At 72.3% G+C, this 22,651-nt stretch carries 18 protein-coding genes; 8 read left to right on the forward strand and 10 right to left on the reverse strand.

The window, feature by feature from the left end; genetic code table 11:
• Window positions 1-89: 89 nt before the first annotated feature.
• Window positions 90-2,300, reverse strand: a complete 2,211-nt coding sequence (locus ACFYNU_RS03195) for a glycoside hydrolase family 27 protein (RefSeq protein WP_388764945.1) — start codon at window positions 2,298-2,300, stop codon at window positions 90-92.
• A 162-nt stretch (window positions 2,301-2,462) separates the two neighbouring features.
• Between ACFYNU_RS03195 and ACFYNU_RS03200 the strand changes: the two genes are divergently transcribed.
• Window positions 2,463-3,701 (forward strand): ROK family protein, encoded by a 1,239-nt coding sequence (locus ACFYNU_RS03200; protein WP_356589547.1) that lies wholly within the window; start codon window positions 2,463-2,465, stop codon window positions 3,699-3,701.
• A gap of 192 nt (window positions 3,702-3,893) precedes the next feature.
• On the opposite strand, the gene xylA is transcribed toward ACFYNU_RS03200, so the two are convergent.
• Window positions 3,894-5,063: a xylose isomerase gene (gene xylA, locus ACFYNU_RS03205; protein WP_356589549.1), complete on the reverse strand. Its 1,170-nt coding sequence runs from the start codon at window positions 5,061-5,063 to the stop codon at window positions 3,894-3,896.
• 250 nt (window positions 5,064-5,313) lie between these two features.
• Here xylA and xylB point away from each other — a divergent pair, with 250 nt between their 5' ends.
• Both xylB and ACFYNU_RS03215 read left to right on the forward strand, forming a co-directional pair.
• Window positions 5,314-6,789 carry a xylulokinase gene (gene xylB / locus ACFYNU_RS03210; RefSeq protein ID WP_356589551.1) on the forward strand — a complete coding sequence of 492 codons (1,476 nt, stop codon included), beginning with the start codon at window positions 5,314-5,316 and terminating at the stop codon, window positions 6,787-6,789.
• A gap of 159 nt (window positions 6,790-6,948) precedes the next feature.
• On the forward strand, window positions 6,949-8,106 hold the full coding sequence (locus tag ACFYNU_RS03215) for a hypothetical protein (RefSeq protein WP_356589553.1): 1,158 nt from the start codon (window positions 6,949-6,951) through the stop codon (window positions 8,104-8,106).
• A 72-nt stretch (window positions 8,107-8,178) separates the two neighbouring features.
• Here ACFYNU_RS03215 and ACFYNU_RS03220 read toward each other — a convergent pair whose 3' ends face one another.
• The 3 genes from ACFYNU_RS03220 to tdh all read right to left on the reverse strand — a co-directional run bounded on the left by ACFYNU_RS03220 (window position 8,179) and on the right by tdh (window position 11,521).
• Window positions 8,179-9,093, reverse strand: a complete 915-nt coding sequence (locus tag ACFYNU_RS03220; protein WP_356589555.1) for a LysR family transcriptional regulator — start codon at window positions 9,091-9,093, stop codon at window positions 8,179-8,181.
• Window positions 9,094-9,135: 42 nt separating this feature from the next.
• Window positions 9,136-10,323, reverse strand: coding sequence for a glycine C-acetyltransferase (locus ACFYNU_RS03225; protein ID WP_356589557.1), 1,188 nt, complete (start codon window positions 10,321-10,323; stop codon window positions 9,136-9,138).
• A gap of 166 nt (window positions 10,324-10,489) precedes the next feature.
• Window positions 10,490-11,521, reverse strand: coding sequence for an L-threonine 3-dehydrogenase (gene tdh, locus ACFYNU_RS03230; RefSeq protein ID WP_356589559.1), 1,032 nt, complete (start codon window positions 11,519-11,521; stop codon window positions 10,490-10,492).
• Window positions 11,522-11,797: 276 nt separating this feature from the next.
• On the opposite strand from tdh, the gene ACFYNU_RS03235 reads away from it, so the two are divergent.
• Complete coding sequence (locus ACFYNU_RS03235) at window positions 11,798-13,369, forward strand: CAP domain-containing protein (protein ID WP_356589561.1); 1,572 nt, start codon at window positions 11,798-11,800, stop codon at window positions 13,367-13,369.
• 449 nt (window positions 13,370-13,818) lie between these two features.
• A complete protein-coding gene (locus tag ACFYNU_RS03240; RefSeq protein WP_356589563.1) occupies window positions 13,819-14,901 on the forward strand; it encodes a hypothetical protein in 1,083 nt (360 codons plus the stop codon).
• Window positions 14,902-14,941: 40 nt separating this feature from the next.
• Here ACFYNU_RS03240 and ACFYNU_RS03245 read toward each other — a convergent pair whose 3' ends face one another.
• The 5 genes from ACFYNU_RS03245 to ACFYNU_RS03265 all read right to left on the reverse strand — a co-directional run bounded on the left by ACFYNU_RS03245 (window position 14,942) and on the right by ACFYNU_RS03265 (window position 19,669).
• The gene (locus tag ACFYNU_RS03245; RefSeq protein ID WP_356589565.1) at window positions 14,942-16,504 is read right to left on the reverse strand and encodes a cytochrome P450; all 1,563 of its coding nucleotides are present in this window, start codon (window positions 16,502-16,504) and stop codon (window positions 14,942-14,944) included.
• A 67-nt stretch (window positions 16,505-16,571) separates the two neighbouring features.
• On the reverse strand, window positions 16,572-17,183 hold the full coding sequence (locus tag ACFYNU_RS03250; RefSeq protein ID WP_356589567.1) for an ATP/GTP-binding protein: 612 nt from the start codon (window positions 17,181-17,183) through the stop codon (window positions 16,572-16,574).
• Window positions 17,164-17,535 carry a DUF742 domain-containing protein gene (locus ACFYNU_RS03255; protein WP_356589569.1) on the reverse strand — a complete coding sequence of 124 codons (372 nt, stop codon included), beginning with the start codon at window positions 17,533-17,535 and terminating at the stop codon, window positions 17,164-17,166. The genes ACFYNU_RS03250 and ACFYNU_RS03255 overlap by 20 nt, the downstream gene beginning before the upstream one ends.
• Complete coding sequence (locus tag ACFYNU_RS03260; protein ID WP_023537351.1) at window positions 17,532-17,939, reverse strand: roadblock/LC7 domain-containing protein; 408 nt, start codon at window positions 17,937-17,939, stop codon at window positions 17,532-17,534. The genes ACFYNU_RS03255 and ACFYNU_RS03260 overlap by 4 nt, the downstream gene beginning before the upstream one ends.
• On the reverse strand, window positions 17,936-19,669 hold the full coding sequence (locus ACFYNU_RS03265) for an ATP-binding protein (RefSeq protein ID WP_356589571.1): 1,734 nt from the start codon (window positions 19,667-19,669) through the stop codon (window positions 17,936-17,938). The genes ACFYNU_RS03260 and ACFYNU_RS03265 overlap by 4 nt, the downstream gene beginning before the upstream one ends.
• 324 nt (window positions 19,670-19,993) lie before the next feature.
• Here ACFYNU_RS03265 and ACFYNU_RS03270 point away from each other — a divergent pair, with 324 nt between their 5' ends.
• From ACFYNU_RS03270 to ACFYNU_RS03280, 3 genes are all read left to right on the forward strand, one after another.
• Window positions 19,994-20,917 (forward strand): hypothetical protein, encoded by a 924-nt coding sequence (locus tag ACFYNU_RS03270; protein WP_356589573.1) that lies wholly within the window; start codon window positions 19,994-19,996, stop codon window positions 20,915-20,917.
• Between the two features lie 164 nt (window positions 20,918-21,081).
• Complete coding sequence (locus ACFYNU_RS03275) at window positions 21,082-22,383, forward strand: serine hydrolase (protein ID WP_356589575.1); 1,302 nt, start codon at window positions 21,082-21,084, stop codon at window positions 22,381-22,383.
• Complete coding sequence (locus ACFYNU_RS03280; RefSeq protein WP_356589577.1) at window positions 22,380-22,628, forward strand: hypothetical protein; 249 nt, start codon at window positions 22,380-22,382, stop codon at window positions 22,626-22,628. Before ACFYNU_RS03275 ends, ACFYNU_RS03280 begins: the two co-directional genes overlap by 4 nt.
• Window positions 22,629-22,651 lie beyond the last annotated feature (23 nt).

Here is a 22,651-nt window from a genome sequence, read left to right on the forward strand (position 1 = left end):
GCCCCGGACTCGCTGACGAGCGGGCGGCCATGAGCCGGATGTGCTGACGAGCGGGTGGCTATGAGCCGGACGTGCCGACGAGCGGGTGGCTACGAGCCGGATGGGAAGCCGGTCTGGTGGACGCGGCCGTCGACTCCTCGGAAGGCGGTCAGTACGGTGTCGCCGGGTCCGGCGGTCGCGCCGAGCGCGCCGTCGAAGACGCCGCTGACGAACTCCCCGCGCGCCGACCAGTCGCCCCAGCCGCCGGTGCCGCCGCCACCGGCGGAATCGGAGTCGTACGCGCGCTGCCAGAGCGTGTAGTCGCCGGCCCGCGCGTACAGCCGTACCCCGCCGTCCACGGCGACGAGCGTCGGACTGCCGCCGACCGTCCCGCCGAGCGACGTCCACGGCGACCAGGTCCCGGCCGTGTCCCGGACCCGCCACCACACCGCGTCCTCGGCGGTGCGTACGGCGACATGGGTCCGGCCGGCCTCGTCGACGACGGCGGACGGCCGCCCGTACACGGTCCGGTTCTCGGGCGCGCCCAGGCTCGTCCATCCGGAGCGCGGGCCGCGGGACCGGATCTGCCCGTCCTCGTCGTGCGCGAGGAGCGTCCAGCGCGTGGCGCTCTCGTAGGCGACGGACGGCGCGTCGGCGAGGCTGCCGCCGAGCTTCTGCCAGCCTCCCCAGCGGCCGTCGGTGAAGGCGCGCCGGTACGCGGCGTCGTCGGTGCCGCGTACGAAGACGTCGATCCGCCCCGGGTCGGCGGCGGAGGTGTAGGCGGCGGGCTGGCCGAGGATCCGGCCGTGTGTCGGCCCGCCGAGGTCGGTCGTCCGGGACGACCAGTGCCCGTCACGTCCGCTCTGCTGCCGCAGCGAACCGTCCGCGCCCCGGGTGAACGCGGTCAGCCGGTCGCCGTCGCGCACCAGGGCGGGACTGGCGGTGGAACGCGTACCGAGCGAGGCGCCCGGCGCGTCGTCCCGGCCGGCGAGGGTGAGGAAGGCGGTGCCGTGCGCGGGGACGGTGACGGTGTAGGAGCCGCTGTGCGTGCCCCGGTCGGCGCGGGCGCGGACGTCCCGTACGGCGACGTCGCCCGTCAGTCCGGCGTCCGCGAAGGTCAGGGTGCGCGTCGCGGCCTTGTCCGAGCGGTTGAGGAGGACGACCGCGCGTTTGCCCGCGCCCTTGAGGGTCTTGCTGTAGACATCGCCGGTGGCGTCGGTCGCCACGCGTACGCCCTGGATGGCGAGCGGGTCCTGGTCGACGGCGATGATCTCCGGGTTGCGCAGGGTGTCGATCATCGACTGCGGCAGGGTGCGCGGGTCGGAGCCCATGACCAGGGGCGAGCCCATGACGGCCCACATGACGAGCTGGGTGGTCGACTCCTCCTCGGTCAGCTCGTACGAGCCGTCTTCCAGCTTGCGCATCGGGATGAGGTAGTCGGGGTCGTTGTAGCGGCCCGGCCCCTGGGCCTCGGGGTGCCAGGCGTTGGCGTCCATGTTGCGCAGGACGTTGGCCCACTGGCCGGTGGAGGGGGTGCCGAAGGCGACGTCGGTGCCGGTACGCCAGGAGTCACCGGTCCGCGGCCCGTAGACGTAGGTGTTGTGCGCGTCCTGCTCGGGGGTGTGCGGGATGCCCCAGTCGTCGGTCAGCGGGTTGCAGAGGTTGAGCAGCATCGGGCGGCCGGACTTGGCGACGGCGTCGCTGAACTCCTTGAAGGCGGGGCCCGGGTCGAGCTTCGCGCCGATCCCGCAGAGGAAGTCGACCTTGATGGCGTCGATCTTCCAGTCGGCGAACTGCCCGGCGTCCTCGGTGTAGTGGCCGCGGCTGCCGAGCCCGCAGCTCTTGCCGCCGTCGTAGGCGCCGGCGTCGGTGTAGATGCCGGCCTTGAGCCCGCGCTGGTGCAGATACGTCACGAGGGCGGGGATGCCGGAGGGGAAACGGCCGGGGTGCGCGGCGAGGCGGCCCTCGCCGTCACGGGGGTTGTCGGCCTGCCAGCCGCCGTCCAGCCAGACGATGTCGTAGCCGGAGTCCCGGAGGCCGCTGCTGACGAGGTGGTCGGCGACCGACCTGACCTCCTGCTCGGTGGGGGCGCCGAGGCCGTAGTAGGTGTTCCAGCCCATGTACGGCGTGGGGGCGAGGCCGCTGTCGTAGTACTCGGGGGCGCCCTGGTCGACGGCCTGGGCGGCGGGCCGGTGCACGGGACGGTCCACCGAGCGGTCCAAGGGCCGGTCCACGGGGCGGTCGACGGCCTGGGCGGACGGCACGGCCACGGCGAACAGCGCGGCGACGACGACGGCCACCGTTGCCCGATGCGAAGTCACTGATGTCTCCCGAAGGTTGGGGTCACGACGAAGACTGTCGCCGCGTGGCCCGACCCTGTCAACGATTATTACTAATTAATTTAAACAAGTGACTGGCAGGGCCATCGATCTCACCGGACCGGCCATCCGTCCGGATACCGATCACATAGGCTCGACCGCACCATGAAGAGCAACCACACATCGCTCGGTCCCAAGGCCGACAAAGAGACGGTGCGCCGGCACAATCTGAGCCTGGTACTACGGGCCGTGCGGGACGAGGGCGAAGCGACCAGGGCCGGTGTGGCGGCGCGGGTCGGACTGACCCGGGCCGCGGTGTCTTCGCTGGTCGAGCAGTTGCTGGACAGCGGATTCCTCTCCGAGTCCGGCAAGACGTTCAGCGGACAGGCGGGCCGGCCCGGCACCGTACTGAAGGTGACCCGCTCCGGTCCGGCCGGCATCGGCGTCGAGATCAACATCGACTATGTGTCGGTGTGCGTGGTCGACCTGTCGGGCACCGACCGCGTACGCCTCACCGAACACCTCGACAACCGCGGCGCCGCGCCGGCCGAAGTCCTCGCCCGTGGCGCGCGGATCGCCGCGCGCACCCTGGACTCGGCCGCCGAGCAGGATCTGTCTCCGGTGGGGGTGCAGCTCGCGCTGCCCGGTCTGGTCGCCGGGGGTACGGTCCGCCAGGCGCCGAACCTGGGCTGGAACCGGGTGCCCGCCGAGGAGTTGTTCGCGGCGGCGCTGACGGAGGCGGGGCCCGCCGCGCCGGCACTGCCGGTGCGCTCGGAGAACGAGGCGAATCTCGCGGCGCTCGCCGAGCTGTGGTTCGGCGGCCTGGGCGGGATCCGCAGCTTCCTCTATCTGTCCGGCGAGATCGGCGTCGGGGGCGCGTTGGTGCTCGACGGCGAACTGCTGCGCGGCGCCAACGGTTTCGCCGGTGAGATCGGCCATGTGGTGGTCGACGCCGACGGTCCGCTGTGCCGGTGCGGCGCACACGGCTGTCTGGAGCAGTACGCGGGCCAGTCGGCGCTCCTGCGGGGCGCCGGGCTCGACGAGAACGCCGGGGTGCCGGGCGTCGCGGAGCTTGAGGCGCTGGCCAGGAGCGGCGACAAACGTGCGATCGCCGCGATCGGCGAGGCCGGCCGGATGCTGGGCCGTGTCCTGTCGGGCGCGGTGAATCTCTTCGACCCCGACGCGGTGGTACTCGGCGGGATCTACCGGGGTCTGATGCCCTGGCTCTCGCCGCCCGCCGACGGCGAGTTGACGGACCGGGTGGTGTCGGGCCTCTGGCCGCACGACAGTGGCCGCCTACGCGCGTCATCCTCGGCGGGCGACGCGGCACGGGGCGCGGCGGCACTGGTGGTCCGGGCGGTGCTGGCGGACCCGGTGGCGTACGCGGAACGCACGAGCGCGTAGCGCGTACGGCGCGGGGCGTCGCGGAGTCGACGGGGCGTCGGGAGGCGTCAGGTTGTCGGCCGGGGCCCATCACCCCCGCGTGGCAACGGAGTTGAAGGCCGGCCGATGTCGGGGGAAGCCGGTGCGGGGGGTACCCCGTACGCGAGGCGGGTCGGCGGGCAGCCCGCCTCGCGTCGTGTCAGGGCGCGGTGGTCAGCGGGCGCACAGCAGGTGGTCCATGGCCAGCTGGTCCAGCTGCTCGAAGGCCATGCCCCGGCTGGCCGCGGCCGAGACGTCGAAGTCCTCGTACGCGGTGCGGTCCGCCAGCAGGGCGGTCACACCGTCGGCCGCGGTCGGCAGCGCCAGCTCGTCCAGGCGCGCGGCGCGCAGCGCCTCCTGGACCTCCGGGTCCGCGCGGAACGACGCGGCGCGCTCCTTGAGGATCAGGTAGTTGCGCATGCAGCCGGCGGCCGACGCCCAGACCCCGTCGAAGTCCTCGGTGCGCGGCGGCTTGAAGTCGAAGTGCCGCGAGCCGTCCCAGCCCGCCGTCTCCAACAGGTCCACCAGCCAGAACGCGGCGCGCAGATCACCGGCGCCGAAGCGCAGGTCCTGGTCGTAGCGGGTGCCGTGCTGGCCGTTGAGGTCGATGTGGAAGAGCTTGCCCGCCCACAGGGCCTGCGCGATGGCGTGCGGGAAGTTGAGCCCGGCCATCTGCTCGTGGCCGACCTCGGGGTTGACGCCGTACAGCTCGGGGCGCTCCAGGCGCTCGATGAAGGCGAGCGCGTGGCCGACGGTCGGCAGCAGGATGTCGCCGCGCGGCTCGTTCGGCTTGGGCTCGATGGCGAACTTGATGTCGTACCCCTGCGACACCACGTACTCGCCGAGCAGGTCGAAGCCCTCCTTCATCCGGTCCAGCGCGAGGCCCACGTCCTTCGCGCCACCGGACTCCGCGCCCTCCCGGCCGCCCCACGCGACGAACCGCTTCGCGCCCAGCTCGGCGGCCAGGTCGAGGTTGCGCAGGGTCTTGCGCAGCGCGAAGCGGCGGACGTCGCGGTCGTTCGCCGTGAAGCCGCCGTCCTTGAAGACGGGGTGGGTGAAGAGGTTGGTGGTCACCATCGGCACGACGAGACCGGTGGTGTCCAGCGCCTGCCGGAAGCGCTTGATGTGCGCCTCGCGTTCGGCGTCGGTCGAGCCGAAGGGGATCAGGTCGTCGTCGTGGAAGGTCACTCCGTACGCGCCGAGTTCGGCGAGGTGCTGTACGGACTCCGTGGGATCGAGCGCCGGGCGCGTCGCGTCTCCGAACGGGTCCCTGCCTTGCCAGCCGACCGTCCACAGGCCGAAGCTGAACTTGTCCTCGGGGGTGGGAGTGAAACGTTCCGTCATTTCTCTGGCCGCCTTCATACCTCAGGTCCGGCAGGTGCAGACCTTTTTGTTTCCTGACATGACTAATAATGCACGTCTGGATGGACACGGAAAAGACCCCGCGTTCGCCCAACCCTGTCCGAGGGGTCGAACAGCCCCTTGGGCAAGGAAATGACGCCCATGTCTGCCGGATGCTCGACAACATCACGTAATTTGTTGGCTTGCGGCCAAAATACCGCCGCAAGCCCGGGATTCAGGAAGAGGTACGACCGTGCCGCACAGCCAGGTGGTCATCGGCGTCGACAGCTCGACCCAGTCGACCAAAGCGGCGTTCACCGACGCGGCGACCGGACGGCTCCTCGCCGTCGGACGCGCGCCGCACCGGGTGACCGGCGAGGGCGGGGCCCGGGAGACCGACCCCGAGGTGTGGTGGCAGGCGCTGCGTGAGGCCGTCGCCATGGGGCTCAAGGAGTCCGGAGTACCGGCGTCCGCCGTCACCGGTATCGCGGTCGCCGGGCAGCAGCACGGACTGGTGGTGCTCGACGCCGCCGGAAAGCCGCTGCGGCCCGCGCTGCTGTGGAACGACACCCGCTCCGCCCCGCAGGCCGCCGCGCTCACCGAGGCGCTGGGCGGGCCCGACGCGTGGCTCGCCAGGACCGGCTCCGTGCCCGTCGCCTCCATGACGGCGGCCAAGTGGCAGTGGCTCCGCGAGAACGACCCCGCGTCCGCCGACGCCGCCGCCGCGGTCCGGCTGCCGCACGACTTCCTCACCGAACGTCTCGCCGGCACGGCGGCCACCGACCCCGGCGACGCGTCGGGCACCTGCTGGTACTCGACGGCGACCGGGGCGTACGACCCCGAACTGCTCGCGCTCGTCGGCCTCGACGCGTCGGTGCTGCCGGACGTCGCCCCGACCGGCGCCGCGCGGGTCGGTTCGCTCACCGCCTCGGCCGCCGAGGAGCTGGGGCTGCCCGCCGGTATCGCGGTCGCCGCCGGGACCGGCGACAACATGAGCGCGGCCGTGGGGCTCGGCCTCGGCGGCGCCGGGCTGCTGGACCACCCCGTGCTGAGCCTCGGCACGTCGGGCACGGTCTTCGCCGCCACCCGCACCCGGCCCGCGTCGGCGGCGCTGTCCGGGTTCGCGGCGGCCGACGGTACGTTCCTGCCGCTCGGCTGCACCCTGAACTGCACGCTCGCCGTCGACAAGGTCGCCGAACTGCTGCGCCTGGACCGCGACGACGTGGCACCGGGCGGCGAGGCGGTGCTGCTGCCGTACCTCGACGGCGAGCGCACCCCCGATCTGCCGACCGCCGCCGGACTGCTCACGGGCCTGCGGCACGACACGACGCCGCAGCAGTTGCTCGGCGCGGCCTACGAGGGCGCGGCGTACACCGTGCTGCGCGCGCTGGACGAGGTCCTGCGCGCCTGCGGACTCGACCCCGCCGACCCGGCGGTGGCGTCCCGGCCGCTGCGCCTGGTGGGCGGCGGCGCCCAGGGCCGTACGTGGGTGGAGACCGTACGGCGGCTCTCCGGCCGCCCGGTCATCGTGCCGGAGAGCGGCGAACTGGTCGCCCTGGGCGCGGCGGCGCTGGCGGCGTCCGCCGCCAGCGACCAGGACCCGGTGGCGATCGCCGCGTCCTGGCAGACCGGGGACGGTCCCGAACTCCCGCCGGTCGCACGGGACATGGAGACCTGGGAGCGCGTCGGCTCGGTGCTGGACCGGGCGGCGCCGAGCCTGCTGTCGTAGCGCGCGGACGCACGAGGACGGCACGGAACGGGTGGGGCACCGGCGGACGGACACACGCCGGTGCCTGGCCCGGATCGCCCTCTTGTTGGTGGGTCGGGGACCGACCTACGCTGCGTTCGCGCGGTGTCGCCGCGCGCCGGAGGAGGACGAGACCCGCCCATGTCCGACGCACGAGAAGACGACGCGCAGACCGATGCGCAGACCGATGCGCCGACTGACGCGCTGAGCGACGCGCTGCCCGACGCGGACATCCTGGGGGCCCTCACCCGGTACTCGGCCAGGGGCGGCGGCCCCGCGCTCGGCGGCGCCCGGCTCCGGCATGTCAGACGCCGGCAGCTGCTGCGCTGCCGGGTCGTGCGCTTCACCGAGCGACGCCACGAGACTCCCCGCACGGCCTTCGGCAGGGAGGACCTGTCGGCGCTGCCTCTGTACGAAGGCGCCATTACCGACCACCCGTTGCCGGTGCCCGAGGGCCCCGGCAAGATCACCCTGGTCCGGGCCGGCTCCTACCGGCCGGTGCCCTGCCCGTGCGACAACGGCACCCAGCAGTGCGCCGGTTGCTCGGGCAGCGGCGGGCATCCGTGCACCTGCCGCAACGAGCCGCCGCCGTGCGACGTCTGCCTCGACGTGGCACCGTGCGCGGCGTGCGAGGAGACCGGTGGGCGCCGTTCCCGTACGACGAAGGCGCGCCCCGCCGCGACGGGTCCGGGCGTCACGGCGCCCGGCGCCGCGCGGATCACCTGTGCGGTGTGCGGGACGCCGGAGGCCGCGTGCCCGCGCTGCTCGGGCCGGGGCAGGGTCCGGTGCCCGCACTGCGAGGGCAAGGGGCGTGAGATCTGCGCGCGCTGCTCGGGGCGCGGCGTCGGCACACACGACGTGTGCGGCGGCAAGGGCAGCCTCACGCACTGGGTGGAGGGCACGGTCGAGTACGCGCACGAGACCGCCACCCTGTCGCTGCCCAAGCCCGATTGGCCGGACAAGGTCCGGGAGCGGCTGAGCAGCGCCGCGCGGTGGCAGAAACGTGCCGTACCCCGGGGCGGCGGCGTACCCGCCGGCGTCGACGCCGAGCACCGCACCGCCGTGGCGACCCATCTGGCGCGTGGGCGGGTGGAGCTGTCCCGGCGGGTGACTCTCGAAACGTGCCCCCTGGCGCGGGTGGAGCTGATGGACGACCCGAACCGGGTCTTCCATGTCTTTCCCGGCGCCCACAGCCTCGAAGTCGTCTCGACCCTCTCGGACCGGCTGAAGCACCGGCTGATAGCGGCCGGGGCGGTCATCATCATCGTTGCGGTCCTGGTGCTGCGGCTGCTCGCATGAGCCCTGTCCGGGCGGTCTTGCCGGACAACGCATCCGACATCCGCGGGCGCGGGGTGGCGGGCCGGCCGGGCGTCAGTCCGTCGTCAGGCCCGACGCCGACTCCGTGAGCGCGTCCAGGACCGGGCGGATCAGCGGGTGGCGGTCCGCGCCCCTGCGGACCGCGGCGAACACCCGGCGGGTGGCGGGCGGGCCGGACACCGGGCGTACCACCGTGCCCTTCAGCTCCATCCCGCGCAGGGCCGAGCGCGGCACGAGCGCCACCCCGGCGCCCGCGCCCGCGAGGGCGACCACGGCGCGGAAGTCGTCCGACGAGTGCACCAGGCGCGGTTCGAAGCCCGCCAACTCGCAGGCCAGGCGCATCACTTCATGACAGGGATTGCCCGGGTACGGACTGATCCAGTCGCTGTCGGCCAGCTCGGCGAGCGGGACCTCCAGCTCGCGGCCGAGCGGATGGTCCTCGGGCAGAACCGCGTCGAACGGCTCGGCGTACAGCGGTACGCGCGCCAGCCGGGGATCGTCCTCGGTGGGCGCGCCCCGGTACTCGACGGCCAGCGCCACGTCCGCCTGCCCGTCGAGCAGCAGCGGCAGGCTCTCGTCGCCCTCGGAGTCCCGCACCCGGACGCGGATGCCGGGGTGCGAGTGCGCGAGCCCCGCGATGGCGGGGGCCAGCACCTCGGCGATCCCCGTGGCGAACGCGGCGACCGTGACCTCACCGGCCGCGCCGCCCGCGTACGCCGCCAGCTCCGCCTCGGCGCGCTCCAGCTGGGCAAGGACCTCGTGGGCATGGGTGAGCAGGATCTCCCCGGCGGCCGTCAGCCGTACGCCCCTGCCGCTGCGGGTCAGCAGGGCGTGGCCGGTCTCCTGCTCCAGGGCGGCGAGCTGCTGGGAGACGGCGGACGGGGTCAGATACAGCGCGGCAGCCGCGGCGGTCACCGTACGGTGGTCCGCCACGGCTCGCAGGATGCGCAGGCGCCGGGGGTCGATCACTCAGCCATGGTGCCAGGCCGGGCCGGTTTCGGGCGGGGGCCCTCAGCCGCGCAGCGCCTGGCGGGCGTCGACGAACGCCGCCACCGCCCGCCGTACGTCCTCGGTCGAGTGCGCCGCCGACAGCTGGACCCGGATCCGCGCCTGTCCCATGGGGACGACGGGATACGAGAACCCGATCACGTACACGCCGCGCTCCAGCAGCAGCTCCGCCATCCGCCCGGCCTCGGCGGCGTCGCCGATCATGACGGGGGCGATGGCGTGGTCGCCGGGCAGGATCTCGAACCCGGCCGCCGTCATCTCCGTACGGAAGAGGGCCGTGTTCGCGTTCAGCCGCTCGCGCAGCCCGTCCGCGCTCTCCAGCAGATCGAGGACCTTGATCGACGCGGCGGCGATGACCGGGGCGAGGGAGTTGGAGAAGAGGTACGGGCGTGAGCGCTGGCGCAGCAGCGCGACGATCTCGGCGCGGGCGGCGACGTAGCCGCCGGAGGCGCCGCCGAGTGCCTTGCCGAGGGTGCCGGTGATGATGTCGACGCGGTCCATCACGCCGTGCAGTTCGGGGGTGCCCCGGCCGCCGGGGCCGACGAAGCCGACGGCGTGCGAGTCGTCGACCATCACCAGGGCGTCGTAGCGGTCGGCGAGGTCGCAGATCTCGGCGAGGGGCGCGACATAGCCGTCCATGGAGAAGACGCCGTCCGTGACGACGAGGCGGCGGCGGGCGTCCTGCGACTCCTTGAGGCGGGCTTCCAGCTCGGCGAGGTCGCGGTTGGCGTAGCGCAGCCGGCGGGCCTTGGAGAGCCGGATGCCGTCGATGATGCTGGCGTGGTTGAGGGCGTCGGAGATGACGGCGTCCTCGGGGCCGAGGAGGGTTTCGAACACGCCGCCGTTGGCGTCGAAGCAGGAGGAGTAGAGGATCGTGTCCTCCTGGCCGAGGAACGAGGAGAGGCGCTGCTCCAGCTCCTTGTGGATCTCCTGGGTGCCGCAGATGAAGCGTACGGAGGCCATGCCGTAGCCCCACCGGTCGAGCGCGTCCTTGGCGGCGGCGACGACGTCGGGGTGGTCGGCGAGGCCGAGGTAGTTGTTGGCGCAGAAGTTGAGGACGTCACCGGTGCCGGCGGCGACGGAGACCGAGGCGTTCTGCGGGGTGGAGATGACACGCTCGGGCTTGAAGAGACCGGCGTCGCGGATCTCGTCGAGGGTGGCGCGGAGGTCGTCGCGGACGGACGCGTACATACGGGGCTCCGGGGTGGTGAGGGGTCGGCGGGGGTCGTACGAAGAAGGAGGGGCGTCATCGGAGGGCGGGCCGGGGCGCGGACCCGGGCGTCCCGGCGTCGTGCGCCCGGCCGGGCTGGCGGGTGTGGCAGGTCTAGCGGGTGTGGCGGGGCTGCCGGGACACGTGCTACGCCCAGTTGAGGATGATCTTGCCGCCGGTGGCGGTGGCCGCCTCGTCGAAGGCCGCGTCGAAGTCCTCGTAGCCGTAGCTGCCGGTGATGACGGGCGTGAGGTCGAGGCCGCCTTCGAGCAGCACGGTCATCGCGTACCAGGTCTCGTACATCTCACGGCCGTAGATGCCCTTCACCGTGATCATCGAGGTCACGATCTTCGCCCAGTCGACGGCGAACTCGCTCGCGGGCAGTCCGAGCATGGCGATCCGGCCGCCGTGGGTCATGTTGTCGACCATGTCGCGCATCGCCTCGGGGCGGCCGGACATCTCCAGGCCGATGTCGAAGCCTTCCTTGAGGCCGAGCCGCCGCTGCGCCTCGGCGATGCCGGTGCCGGGGGCCGACACGTCGAGGGCGAGGGTGGCGCCGACCTTGCGGGCGATCTCCAGGCGTTCGGGGCTGACATCCGTGATGGCGACGTTGCGCGCGCCCGCGTGGCGGGCGACGGCAGCCGCCATGATGCCGATCGGGCCCGCGCCGGTGATCAGCACGTCCTCACCGACGAGGGGGAAGGTGAGCGCGGTGTGCACGGCGTTGCCGAACGGGTCGAAGATGGCCGCGATGTCGAGGTCCACGGGCGAGCGGTGGACCCAGACGTTCGAGGCGGGCAGCGCGACGTACTCGGCGAACGCGCCGTCCCGGCCGACGCCGAGCCCGACCGTGCTGCGGCACAGATGCCTGCGCCCGGCAAGACAGTTGCGGCATTTGCCGCAGACCAGATGGCCTTCGCCGCTCACCAGGTCACCGACGGCGATGTCCTGGACGTCGGCACCGACGGACGCGACCTCGCCGACGAACTCGTGGCCCAGTACGCGCGGTGTCTGGACCGCCTGTTGCGCCCAGCCGTCCCACGCGCGAATGTGCAGGTCGGTGCCGCAGATGCCGGTGCGGAGCACCTTGATGAGGACGTCCGAGGGGCCGGCCTCCGGCTCGGGCACGTCGGTGAGCCGCAGCCCCGGCTCGGCGTCACGTTTCACAAGTGCCTTCATCGGGGCGGCTCCAGGTGGTGCGGATCGTACTGATCATTGTCAGCACCAATCTGCCGCCGCCGCGACCGTTCAGTCCATCGAGGATTTCTTAAGCGGGTCGACAGCGGAGCTTCACACAGAACGGAATTCCACGGGAAGAACCACTGAAATCAGACACACGGCCGAATATGAATTCGCCCACTTGTACGGACCGAAGTACGCCGTCCGAGGGGTGGGACGCCGCCGTTCCCCTTACGATCAGTGCCCACCGCGAGTCACGAGTGGGAGTGAGACAGCGTGAGCAGTGCGTTCAAGGCCTCAGTGGTCAAGGCGGCGCAGGCCGGGGACGAGCGCGCCAGGGACCAGCTCGGCCACGAGTCACTGCCGCTGGTCCACCAGCTCGTCGGCCACGCCCTGCACGGTCACCCGGAAGTGGGCGCCGTGGCACGGGAGACGGTGCGGCACGTTCTCGACGGACTCGACGGGCTGCGCCGCCCGGCCGACTTCCGCTCGTCCCTGCTGACCACCACGATCGCCCGGATCCGGGTCCACGCGGACTATGTGTACGACCCGGCCGTCCCCCGCCCCGACTTCGACTTCGTGGATCTGATGATCAGCCGTCTGGGGCTGTCCGGTCAGCACCGGGAGGTCGCCGAGGCCACGCGGTGGGTCGACCGCGAGCACCACGTGCTGGTGCCGCTGTGGTGGCTGGAGACCACCGGTGAACTCACCCGGCAGGAGGTCGTCGCGGCGCTGGCCGCCAACTCCCAGCAGGTGGAGGCGCGGATCGAGCGTATGGAGTACGAGTGGGAGACCGCCCGCGTGGTGGTCCGCGCACTGTCGGCCGAGCCGCCGTGCGTCCTGCTGGAGCAACTCGTGGGCGGCTGGGACGGCATACCGTCCCCGCTCTGGCGTGAGCGGATAGCCGGGCACACCTATGAGTGCACCGTCTGCTCCGCGTACGCGACCGGGCTGGTGCCCGCCGAGGACCTCGTCGCCGGCCTCCCGCCGGTGCCGGTCGGTGCCCGGCCGGACCCGGCTGTGGCGTCGTACGGCGGTGGCGGTGGCCGCGGCGCCGGTGACGGCCGGGGCCGCGACCGGGCCAGGGACGCCCGGCGCCGGGAGCGACGGGCGAGACGCCGCCGCGTACTGACCGTGACCGCCGCCGTCGCCGCGCTGCTCACCGCCGCCGGAATGGCCCACCGTGTCACGAACGAGAGTGACCAGGACGACTCGCGCGCCTCGACCGCCGTCGAACCGGAGGCGCTGGAGCCCAAGTCGGCCGCGAGCCGTACGGCGGAGTCGGCCTCCCCCTCCCCCTCGCGCACCAGCGCGAGCCCGTCGCCCTCGCCGACCCGCTCCCCGTCCAAGAAGGCCGCCAAGCCGAGCAAGACCGCGCCCGATCCGCGTCCCTCGACGGCCGATCCGGCCCCGAAACCCGATCCGAAGCCGACGGCGGACGACCCGAAGCCGGGCGGCGGGGGCGGCGGCTTCGCCGCGCAGGTCACGACGCTCGTCAACTCCGAGCGCGCCAAGGCCGGTTGTGGCCCGGTGAGCGCCAACGCGCAGCTGGGGACCGCCGCGCTGCGGCACTCCCAGGACATGGCGGCCAAGGGCTACTTCGACCACAACAGCCCCGACGGCAGGGACCCGGGCGACCGCATCACGGCGGCGGGCTACCGATGGACCACCTACGGCGAGAACATCGCCAGGGGGCAGCAGACGCCCGCCGAGGTGATGGAGGGCTGGATGAACAGCCCCGGCCACCGGGCGAACATCCTGAACTGCGCCTTCGAGGAGATCGGTGTCGGGATCCACGACGCGTCCGGCGGACCGTGGTGGACCCAGGCGTTCGGCGCGCGGGGCTGACGGCCGGTTCTCGGTTCCGGGTTCTCGATTCCGGGCGTGGGCTCGGTTCAGGGTGCGGCGCGGGCTGGGCGCAGGCACGGCGCGGGCTGAGAGATCCCCCGCCTTTCGTCTCTCCCGGTCACCAGCCCGTGACGTATCGAGCACGATCAGGACTATTTCAGTTGCCGTTCGAACGTGTCCGCACAGATTCCGCCGTAACCGATCTCTCCAGCGGTGTACGGGCAAGCCCGTACCGCCCTTGACATGGGAACCCCGCCGTACCCGCCCGCCAAGTGATCCCGGCCACTCCGCATACGGTCAAATCCGGCCAGGCATCGGTCGGTCGAACTGTTATTGACGAACCGTCATGGGCATATACGCTCCACTCGAACAGCCGCCGCCCCACACCACCGCGTACCAGCCTTTCACCGAAGCCGCCCTGCGCCCACACATCCCCCAGGAGACCGGTCATGACGTGCGTCGAGGAACAGGTCTTGGCCCGGCAGCTACCGGCCGTACCGTTCTACTGCCCGGTGGAACCGGCCATGCATCCCGGCGTGGACGTCCTGAACGACCTGACGGTGGACTGGATGCTGCGGCAGAATCTCGACACCGACGAGCACCAGCGCAAGCGTCTCGCCGTTTGCGACTTCGGCGGACTCACCGCGTCGACGATGCCCTACGGGAAGCTCGAACCCCTCACCCTGATGGCCAAGTTCCACGCCGTGCTCTTCTCGCTCGACGACGGTGTCTGCGACGAGACCGAGGCCACGGCGGATCTGCTGGCCCAGGAGACCTCGCGCATCCTGCGTGCCGTCGAGGCACCGGCCGCGAACTCCCGCTCCGACTCCCCGCACACCGCCGCGCTGCGTGCGCTGCGGACGGAGCTGGAGAGTTACGCGTCCGCGCAGCAGCTGCGCCGCTGGACGGATGCCATGCGGGTGTACACGTCGGGGCTGGTGTGGGAGGCGTCCTGGCGTCGCAGCGCCGAACTCCCCTCGCTCAACGACTACATCACCCTGTGGATGCGAGCCATAGGGATGGCGCCGACCACCGCGATGATCGAGGTCGTCGGCGGATTCTCCGTGACCGACGAGGAGTTGGCGGATCCGCGCGTCCAGGCGCTCACCGAGATCACCTGGACGCTGGTCAGTTGGGACAACGACCTCTACTCGCGGAACAAGGAACTGCTGCGGGCCGGCGACGACCTCAACCTGATCGACGTGCTCTGCCAGGAGTTGGGCTGTGAGCCGCGCGAGGCGCTGAAGCACGCGGTGGCGATGCGCGACCGGGTGATGGTGCTGCACGGCCGGCTGACCGAGCAGGTCCTCCTGGACGCGAGTCCCGAACTGCGCGCCTATCTGGAGGGGTTGGGGCAGTTCGTCCGGGGTCATCTCGACTGGGCGTCGGTCTGCCCCCGCTACTCGGTGCCGTCGGGACCGGCGGCGCAGCCGGGCGGCTGGTGGAAGCGGTATCCCTCCGACGCGGGCCGGGAGCCGCTGCCGATCCCCACGATCTCGTGGTGGTGGGAGCAGTTGGACACCAAGGTCTGACCCCAGGCCCGACCGCCCCCACACCGCCACTCCCGGCGCGTCAGTAGCCTCGCCACCACCGCACCACGGCCTGCCAGGCGCGGGCCGGTGCGGCGGGCCGGCGCTGCTGCGGGATCTGTCCCGCCTGCGGCGGCGTCACCGGTGGCTGCTGGCCGGTGGGTGCCATCGGCACGGGCGGCGGTACGACGGCGGGACCGGGCGCGCTCCGCGCGGGCACCGGGCGGGGCGACTCCACCTGCCACTCGGTGCGCGGCGCGTGCTGCGGTGTCGCCGAGGGCGGCCCTGCGACATCCTGCGGCGGGCGCGCGGCGAAGGTCACCGGCAGCTCCTGGAGATGCCGGGACATCAGCGCAGCCGACCAGCGCAAGTCCTCCTCGGGCACGGCCAGTTGGAGGTCCGGCAGGCGCAGCAGCAGCGCGTCGATGCCGGTGTCGGCGATCGCCCGCCCGATGTCCTGGCCGGGGCATTCGTGCGGGCCGCCGCTGAAGGCGAGATGCGCGCGGTTGCCCTGCATGGAGGCGTTGACGTCGGGCCGTACGACCGGGTCGACGTTGGCGGCGGCGATCCCGACGACCAGCGCGTCGCCCGCCTTGATCCGCTGTCCGCCGAGTTCGGTGTCACCGACGGCCCACCGGCCGAAGATGGTGGTGAACGGCGGCTCGTCCCAGAGGGTCTGCTCGACCGCCTCGGGCAGTGTCATATGGCCGCCGCTGAGCTGGGCGCGGAAGCGCGGGTCGGTGAGGACCATGCGGAGCACGTTGGCGATGAGGTTGGCCGTGGTCTCGTACGCGGCGATCAGCACCAGCCGCAGATGCTGGGCGACCTCGGCGTCCGTGAGTCCGGCCGGGTGCTCGACGAGCCAGCTCGCGAAGTCCTCCTGGGGCGCGGCCCGGCGCCGGGCCACCAGCCGGTTCAGGGCCCCCATCACGTACTCGTTGCTCTCGACGGCCGTCTCGGTGCCCTTGATCATGTCGCGGGCCGCCTGGACCAGCCGTTCGTTGTACTCCTCGGGCATGCCGAGGATCTGGATCATCACCATCATCGGCAGATGCTCGGCGAAGCGGCTGACGAGATCGGCCTTGCCGTCCTGGCAGAAGTCGTTGACGAGCCTGTTGCTGTAGCGGTTGATGAAGCGCCGTACGCCCCGGTGGTCGATCCGGGCGATCGAGTCGGTGACCGCGCCGCGCAGCCGCTCGTGGTCGGCGCCGTCCGCGAAGACGCAGATGGGCTGCCAGGTGAAGATCGGCGCGAGGGGGTGGTCGGGCGGCACGCTGCCGTCGTTGACGGCGCTCCAGCGGCGGGAGTCGCGCGAGAACTGGGAGGGGGTACGGGTCATGTGCAGGTTCTCGCTGTGGCCGAGGACCAGCCAGGCCGGTACGTCGCCGTGCAGCAGGACCGGCGCGACCGTGCCGTGCTCGGCGCGCAGCTTCTCGTACAGGCCCATGGGGTCGTTCTCGGCCTCGGGGCCGTAGAGCCGGCGCAGCCCGGAGGGCGCCAGGTGGTCGCCGCCGAAAGCGTCGGTGACGAGTCCGTGGGCCGGGCAGCCGGGCGGCGGGGCGGCGTGTTCGTCCGTGCCCGGCCGGTGCGAATAGGGCGTTGTCACGGTCACTCCAGGGAGGGGAGGAAGCCAGGAAATAGAGGGAGAGGAAAGGGAGAGGAAGGAGGGGGGATCAGGCGGGCAGGGCCAGCGAGTGCAGATAGCGCATGAGGGTCAGCAGGACGTCGCGGCTCGACGCCCGCAGCCGCGCGTCGCAGTCGACCATCGGCACCTCGTCGGGCAGGTCGAGCGCGGTGCGCAGCGCCTCGACGGGATGGCTCGGCGCGTCGGGGAAGGTGTTGACGGCGACGACGAACGGCACACCGCGCTCCTCCAGCCGCCCGATCACGTCGAAGCTGACTTCGAGACGGCGGGTGTCGACGAGGACCACGGCGCCGAGGGCTCCTTCGAACAGGCCGTTCCAGAGGAACCAGAAGCGTTCCTGGCCGGGGGTGCCGAAGAGATAGAGCACCAGTTGCTCGCTGATGCTGATCCGGCCGAAGTCCATCGCGACGGTGGTGGCCGTCTTGGTCTCCACCCCGGAGTTGTCGTCCACGCCGATACCGGCCTGGGTCATGGTCTCCTCGGTGGTGAGCGGGCGGATCTCGCTCACCGACCCGACCATGGTGGTCTTGCCGACCCCGAATCCGCCCACGATCACGACCTTCACCGCGGAGGTCGCCGTGGTGGGAAGTACGTCCTCGTTCCTGGGGCCCGTGATCGTGTCAGAGCTTCTGGAGTCCATGCATCACCGCTTCGAGAAGGGACCTGTCGGGAAGTGAGGCGCGGGCGACGGGCGCCCGGGACTCGACCAGATCCGTCGTGAGGAGGTCGGTCAGCAGGGCCGTCACCACGCTGAACGGCAGACTGAGATACGCCGACAGCTCTGCCACGGACAGCGGCGCCCCGCACAGCCGCAGGATGGCGGCCTGTTCGGGCGGCACCGTCGGTGAGGGGGCCTCGCGCGCCACGATCATGGTGACGAGGTCGAGCGAGGCGCGCTCGGCGCCGTCCGGGCCACCCGTGATCACGTACAGCCGTTCCGGGTCCCCCACGTCCGCCCCGGGCAGCCTGCGTTCTCGTCGGGGAGGAGTCATCCGGTGTGCCCGTCGTGGCGCGGCGGGCTCGTCAGATGGGCGCCGATCCGTACGACCATGTCCCGCATCCGGGCGCCGACGAGTCCGGCGTCTACCGTCTCGTCGGCGAGTACGGCGAGATAGGCGCCGGTGCCCGCCTCCATCAAGTAGAAGAATCCGCCGCTGACTTCGATGACGACGAGCCGCATCCGGCCGTCGCTCATGGGGATCTCGGCGGCGACGGCGGCGGCGAGGCTCTGAAGGCCGGCGCAGGCGGCTGCGAGCCGGTCGGCGACGTCGGGGTCACCGCCGTGCCTGGCGATCCGCAGTCCGTCGGCGGAGAGCACGACGATCTGCTGAACCTGCGGAACGCCGTCCGCGAGTTCCTTGAGCATCCAGTCCAGGTTGGCGCGCTGCTGGATCACTTCAGGTCCCCTTTGCCCCACACGTCGTCTGATTCGCCTCGGTCGCCGGGCCGGTCCGGCGGCGTGTCCTGTGCTCCTGTCACACCGGTGGCCCCGGTGACTCCCGTGCCTCCGGTGAGTCCGGTGGTTCCGGTGGCTCCGGTCGACGGCTCCTGCGGGTGCGGTTCGCCGTTGACCGCCTTGGTGAAGGCTTCGAGCCAGATGCCGGGGCCGGGTTTCTGGGTCTCCCCGGTGGCGTTCGCCGTACCGTTCGAGCGGGGCGATACCGGTGCGGGCGCCGGTGCCGGTGTGCGGACGATGTTGTGCGAGCCGAGCGGCGCCCTGCCGCGGCTGCGGCGCTGCGGAAGGCCGTTCGCCGTCCACTCGGTGACGACGGGGGCGTCGTCCTCCAGCGCGGCCCTGACGGGCGCCGGCCGGACCGGTCCGGTGGCGGGTCGGGGCGCGGCGGGGGCTGCCGGGGCGGGGCCGGACGCGGGACGCGCGACCGGGACCGCCGCGCCGGCCGTACGCGGCTTGCGCATCTCGGGCAGCTCGGTGCCGCCGACCCCCAGCGCCGTCGCGCCGATGCCGTGGGCGATACCCGGCGCGGGCCCGGTGGTGACCACGTCGCGGGGGACGACGAGGACGGCGCGGACGCCGCCGTACGCGGACTGCCGCAGCGAGACCTGGAGGTTGTACATCTGACAGAGGCGGCCGACGACCGCCATGCCCAGGCGCGGGGTCTCGCCGAGGTCGTTCAGGTCGATACCGGCCTGCGCCTGCGCGAGCATCCGCTCGGCCCGGGTCCGTGCCTCCTCGCTGAGACTGACGCCGCCGTCCTCGATCTCGATGGCGATACCGGTCTGCACCTCGACGGCGGTCACATGGACGCGCGTCTGCGGGGGCGAGTAGCGGGTGGCGTTGTCGAGGAGTTCGGCGCACGCGTGGATGAGCGGTTCGACCGCCGTACCGACGATGGCGACCTTGGCGATCGAGTGCAGATCGACCCGCTGGTACTCCAGGATCCGGGACATGGCACCGCGCAGCACGCTGAACAGCGGTACGGGCCGGGGCCATTGACGGCCGGGGCGGGCCTTGCCGAGTACGGCGACGCTGTCGGCGAGCCGTCCGATGAGGGCGGTGCCGTGGTCGATGCGCAGCAGGTCGTCGAAGACCTCCGGGTCACGGCCGTGGTGCTCCTCCATCTCCCGCAGCTCGCTGGCCTGTTGGTGCACGAGGGACTGGACGCGACGGGCGATGTTGACGAAGGAGCGCTGCGCGGACTCACGCATGGCCTCCTCGTCGTCCACGATGCCGAGGATCGCGAGGAGCAACGCGCGCTGCGAGTCGGGGAGTTCGCGGTAGCGCTCGTCACCGTCGACGATGACGTTCATGACTTCCTGGGGTGAGTTACCCCGGCGGAGCTGGTGGATGGCGAGCGGCATCAGTTCCTTGCCGAGGCGCACGCTCTGGCTGTCGTGTTCGGCGATGCGCCGTTCCAGGAAGGCGACATGCTCCCCGTAACGCGCGTGCAGGTCGCGCGTCGCCTCTCCCCTGCGGGCGATCTCCGTCGCGCCCCAGCTGACGAGGACGGTGGCGACGGCGCCGTACAACGCGACCGGTATCCGGGCGGCGTCGGCGACGAGGACCACGACGACGGCCGTTGCCGTCGCCATCAGGGCCGCGGAGAGCAGAAGCGCGCGAACGGTGGGTGACGCTTGATCATTCATGGGTGCTTCAACACGAACCATGTAAGCCCTCTGGCGGTCGATTCAGGGGTCGGGGTATTCGAAACTATTGCGGCACATGGGAACAAGCGCCTGATTCCGTGGCAACTCGGCGCGCTCCGCGAGAGCTTAGTGCGGGCGGAACAGCGCATCGGCATATTCATGAACCTCATGCGCGGGCGCACTCAACAGGCATAGACTCGCGCGTTTTGCACGGAGCGCTCCGGCGACGGCACACATAGTGACGACGTCAGTTCGAGAAACGGGACCTTGTGCGCACGCGGAGCGGCGGCTCCGAGGTCCGTTTCGTTCAAGACCGGCGGTCGCCGGACACCGCAGACTCGTCCCATGGACCTCACGCACACCCCGAACCTCAGCGACGCCGGCGCCTTCATGACCACCCACGCCCGGCTCCTGGACCGGCGCCGCTTCGAGCTGCTGCGCGGGACCGGCACCCCCGCCTCCGTCGTCACCGCGCTGGACGCCTACCGGAACGGGGACGGCGGTTACGGGTGGGCCCTGGAGCCCGATCTGCGGTCCGCGCTGAGCCAGCCGGTCGGCGCCCTGCTCGCCTTCGAGGTGTTCGAGGAGTGCGGGCCCGCCGTCTTCGCACGTGCGGCCCAGCTGTGCGACTGGCTGGAGTCGATCACCCGCCCCGACGGCGGGCTGCCGTTCGCCCTGCCGATGACCGGCCCGGACGCGGCCGGCTCCGCCCCGTTCTGGGTGTCGGCCGACGCGGAGGTCTCCTCGCTCCATATGACGTCGGAACTCGCGGGGGCCGCGCACCGGGTGGGCCGCAACGACCCGGCCGTACGCGACCACCCCTGGCTCGCGCGGGCCACCGCCTTCTGCCGCGAGCGGATCGCCGCCCTCGTACGGCCGCCGCACGTGATCGAGTTCCGGTTCGTGCTGGACTTCCTCGACACCGTCCACGACACCCACCCGTGGGCCCCGGCCGAGCTGAACCGGCTCGCCGCCTTCCTGCCGAAGGACGGCAGCCCGCTGCCGGTCGACGACGGCGCCGAGGGCGAGGCGCTGCGGCTGCTCGACTTCTCACCGCTGCCGGGCCGCCCGCTGCGGGCGCTCCTGGACCCGGCGGCGGTCGCCGCCGAACTCGACCGGCTCGCCGCCGACCAGCGCGAGGACGGCGGCTGGACCGTCGACTGGGTGCCCCACTCCCCCGCGGCTGCCGTGGAGTGGCGTGGATACGCCACGGTCCGGGCCCTCACGATCCTGCGCGCCCACGGCATCCCGCTCGCGCACGACCGCTGACGCACGACCGCTGACGGATGAACACCGGCGACTGACCACTGGCGCACGGCCCCTGACGGACGGACGCCGAGCACGGCCGACGGGGGCGCGGCGGCCGGACGGTGATACCTCCGGTCGGCTCACGCAGCCGTGCGGGCGGCCGGGTCCGTTCCTACGGTGGCTGAATGATCATCAGATCGCTCCTGCGCCCCGCGTTCGCCGGCACGGTGGCTCTGACCACCGGACTGACCGGACTGCTGACCCTCCTCCCGGCGTCGGTGTCCACCCCGACGGCCACCGCCGCCACGGCCGCCGCCGGGCCTGCGGACCCCTCGCTGCTGTACCGGCCCGGCACCCAGCTGCGCGCGGCGTCCGGCGCGCCCGCGCCGCCCAAGGACGTCTCCGCCCTCTCCTGGGTGGTCGCCGACGCGCGCACGGGCGCCGTTCTCGCGGCCCACGACGCGCACCGCGCGCTGCCGCCGGCCAGCACGCTCAAGACGCTGTTCGCCGTCACCGCCCTGCCCCGGATCCCCTCCGACGCCCGGCACAGCGTCACCGAGGCGGACCTCACGGGGATCGGCGACGGCAGCAGCCTGGTGGGCGTGGCGCCCGGTGAGACGTACGACGTGGCCGATCTGTGGCGCGGTGTGTTCCTCAGCTCGGGCAACGACGCGGTACGGGTCCTCGCCGGGATGAACGGCGGCTGGGACTCGACGATCGCTCAAATGCAGGCCAAGGCACGAGAGTTGGGCGCGAAGGACACCCGTGTGGTCTCCCCCGACGGGTACGACGAACCGGGCCAGGTGTCGTCGGCGTACGACCTCGCGGTGTTCGCCCGCGCCGGGCTGAGGCTGCCGGCCTTCGCGGAGCACTGCGCGACCGTCGAAGCCCAGTTCCCGGGACGTGACGGTTCGACGTTCGGCATCCGGAACACGAACAAACTGCTGACGGGCGCCGACGGCGTGGAGCGCTACCGGGGGCTGATCGGCGTCAAGAACGGCTACACCACGAACGCCGGGAACACGCTCGTCGCGGCGGCCCGGCGCGGGGACCGCACACTGCTGGCGACCGTGATGAATCCGCAGTCCGGTGCCTCGCAGGCGGTGTACGAGGAGGCCCGGACCCTGCTGGACTGGGGGTTCGCCGCCGCGCCCGCCGTCACCCCCGTGGGGTCGCTGGAGCCGCCCCGGCCGCCGAGCCCGCCCCGGCAGGCGGCGGAGGAGGAGAAGCAGGGGCCGGTCGCGCGGGCGGGACGGGCGGCGGGGCCGGGCGGGGAGTCCGTACGGCCCACGGCGGGAGCCCGGTCTGCGCACCTCACCGGGACGGCGCGGTCCGAGCCGGCCGACCGGTCGGCCACGGCGTCGGCAGCGGTTGGGTATCTGCTCCCGATCGCGTTCATCGGCGCCGCGTGTCTCGCCGCGCTGGCGCTGTTCCTCGTACGGCGCGGCGTGCGACGACGGCGGCACCCGGCGCAGCCCCCGCTGTGAGCATCGAGGGTGCGGCCGACGGCGACTGCACGCGCAGTGGCGACATGGAACGTCATGTGGTGGTCGTGGTGCAGCCCCCGTGCGGCGGTGGCCGGCGGGTCTGGGTGGACGGCCACGACGCCGGTCGCGCGCGCCGGGCCGCCGATGTGGCGGAGCTGCTGCGCCGGGCCGGTGTGGATCCCGCTCGGCTGACCGACACCGGGACGGTCGAGTGGCGCGGCGGCGGCCCGCGGTCCTGGCGGTGACCCGCGCCAACGCTGGGGGTCAC

Origin of the sequence: Streptomyces sp. NPDC006643 (genome assembly GCF_042870175.1) — a bacterium.
GTDB lineage: Bacteria > Actinomycetota > Actinomycetes > Streptomycetales > Streptomycetaceae > Streptomyces.

Coding starts and splice junctions, on each gene's coding strand:
- ACFYNU_RS03200 (WP_356589547.1), top strand. CDS start 2,463: ATGAAGAGCAACCACACATCGCTCGGTCCCAAGGCCGACAAAGAGACG.
- xylA (WP_356589549.1), bottom strand. CDS start 5,063: ATGACGGAACGTTTCACTCCCACCCCCGAGGACAAGTTCAGCTTCGGC.
- ACFYNU_RS03215 (WP_356589553.1), top strand. CDS start 6,949: ATGTCCGACGCACGAGAAGACGACGCGCAGACCGATGCGCAGACCGAT.
- ACFYNU_RS03225 (WP_356589557.1), bottom strand. CDS start 10,323: ATGTACGCGTCCGTCCGCGACGACCTCCGCGCCACCCTCGACGAGATC.
- tdh (WP_356589559.1), bottom strand. CDS start 11,521: ATGAAGGCACTTGTGAAACGTGACGCCGAGCCGGGGCTGCGGCTCACC.
- ACFYNU_RS03240 (WP_356589563.1), top strand. CDS start 13,819: ATGACGTGCGTCGAGGAACAGGTCTTGGCCCGGCAGCTACCGGCCGTA.
- ACFYNU_RS03250 (WP_356589567.1), bottom strand. CDS start 17,183: ATGGACTCCAGAAGCTCTGACACGATCACGGGCCCCAGGAACGAGGAC.
- ACFYNU_RS03255 (WP_356589569.1), bottom strand. CDS start 17,535: ATGACTCCTCCCCGACGAGAACGCAGGCTGCCCGGGGCGGACGTGGGG.
- ACFYNU_RS03265 (WP_356589571.1), bottom strand. CDS start 19,669: ATGGTTCGTGTTGAAGCACCCATGAATGATCAAGCGTCACCCACCGTT.
- ACFYNU_RS03270 (WP_356589573.1), top strand. CDS start 19,994: ATGGACCTCACGCACACCCCGAACCTCAGCGACGCCGGCGCCTTCATG.
- ACFYNU_RS03275 (WP_356589575.1), top strand. CDS start 21,082: ATGATCATCAGATCGCTCCTGCGCCCCGCGTTCGCCGGCACGGTGGCT.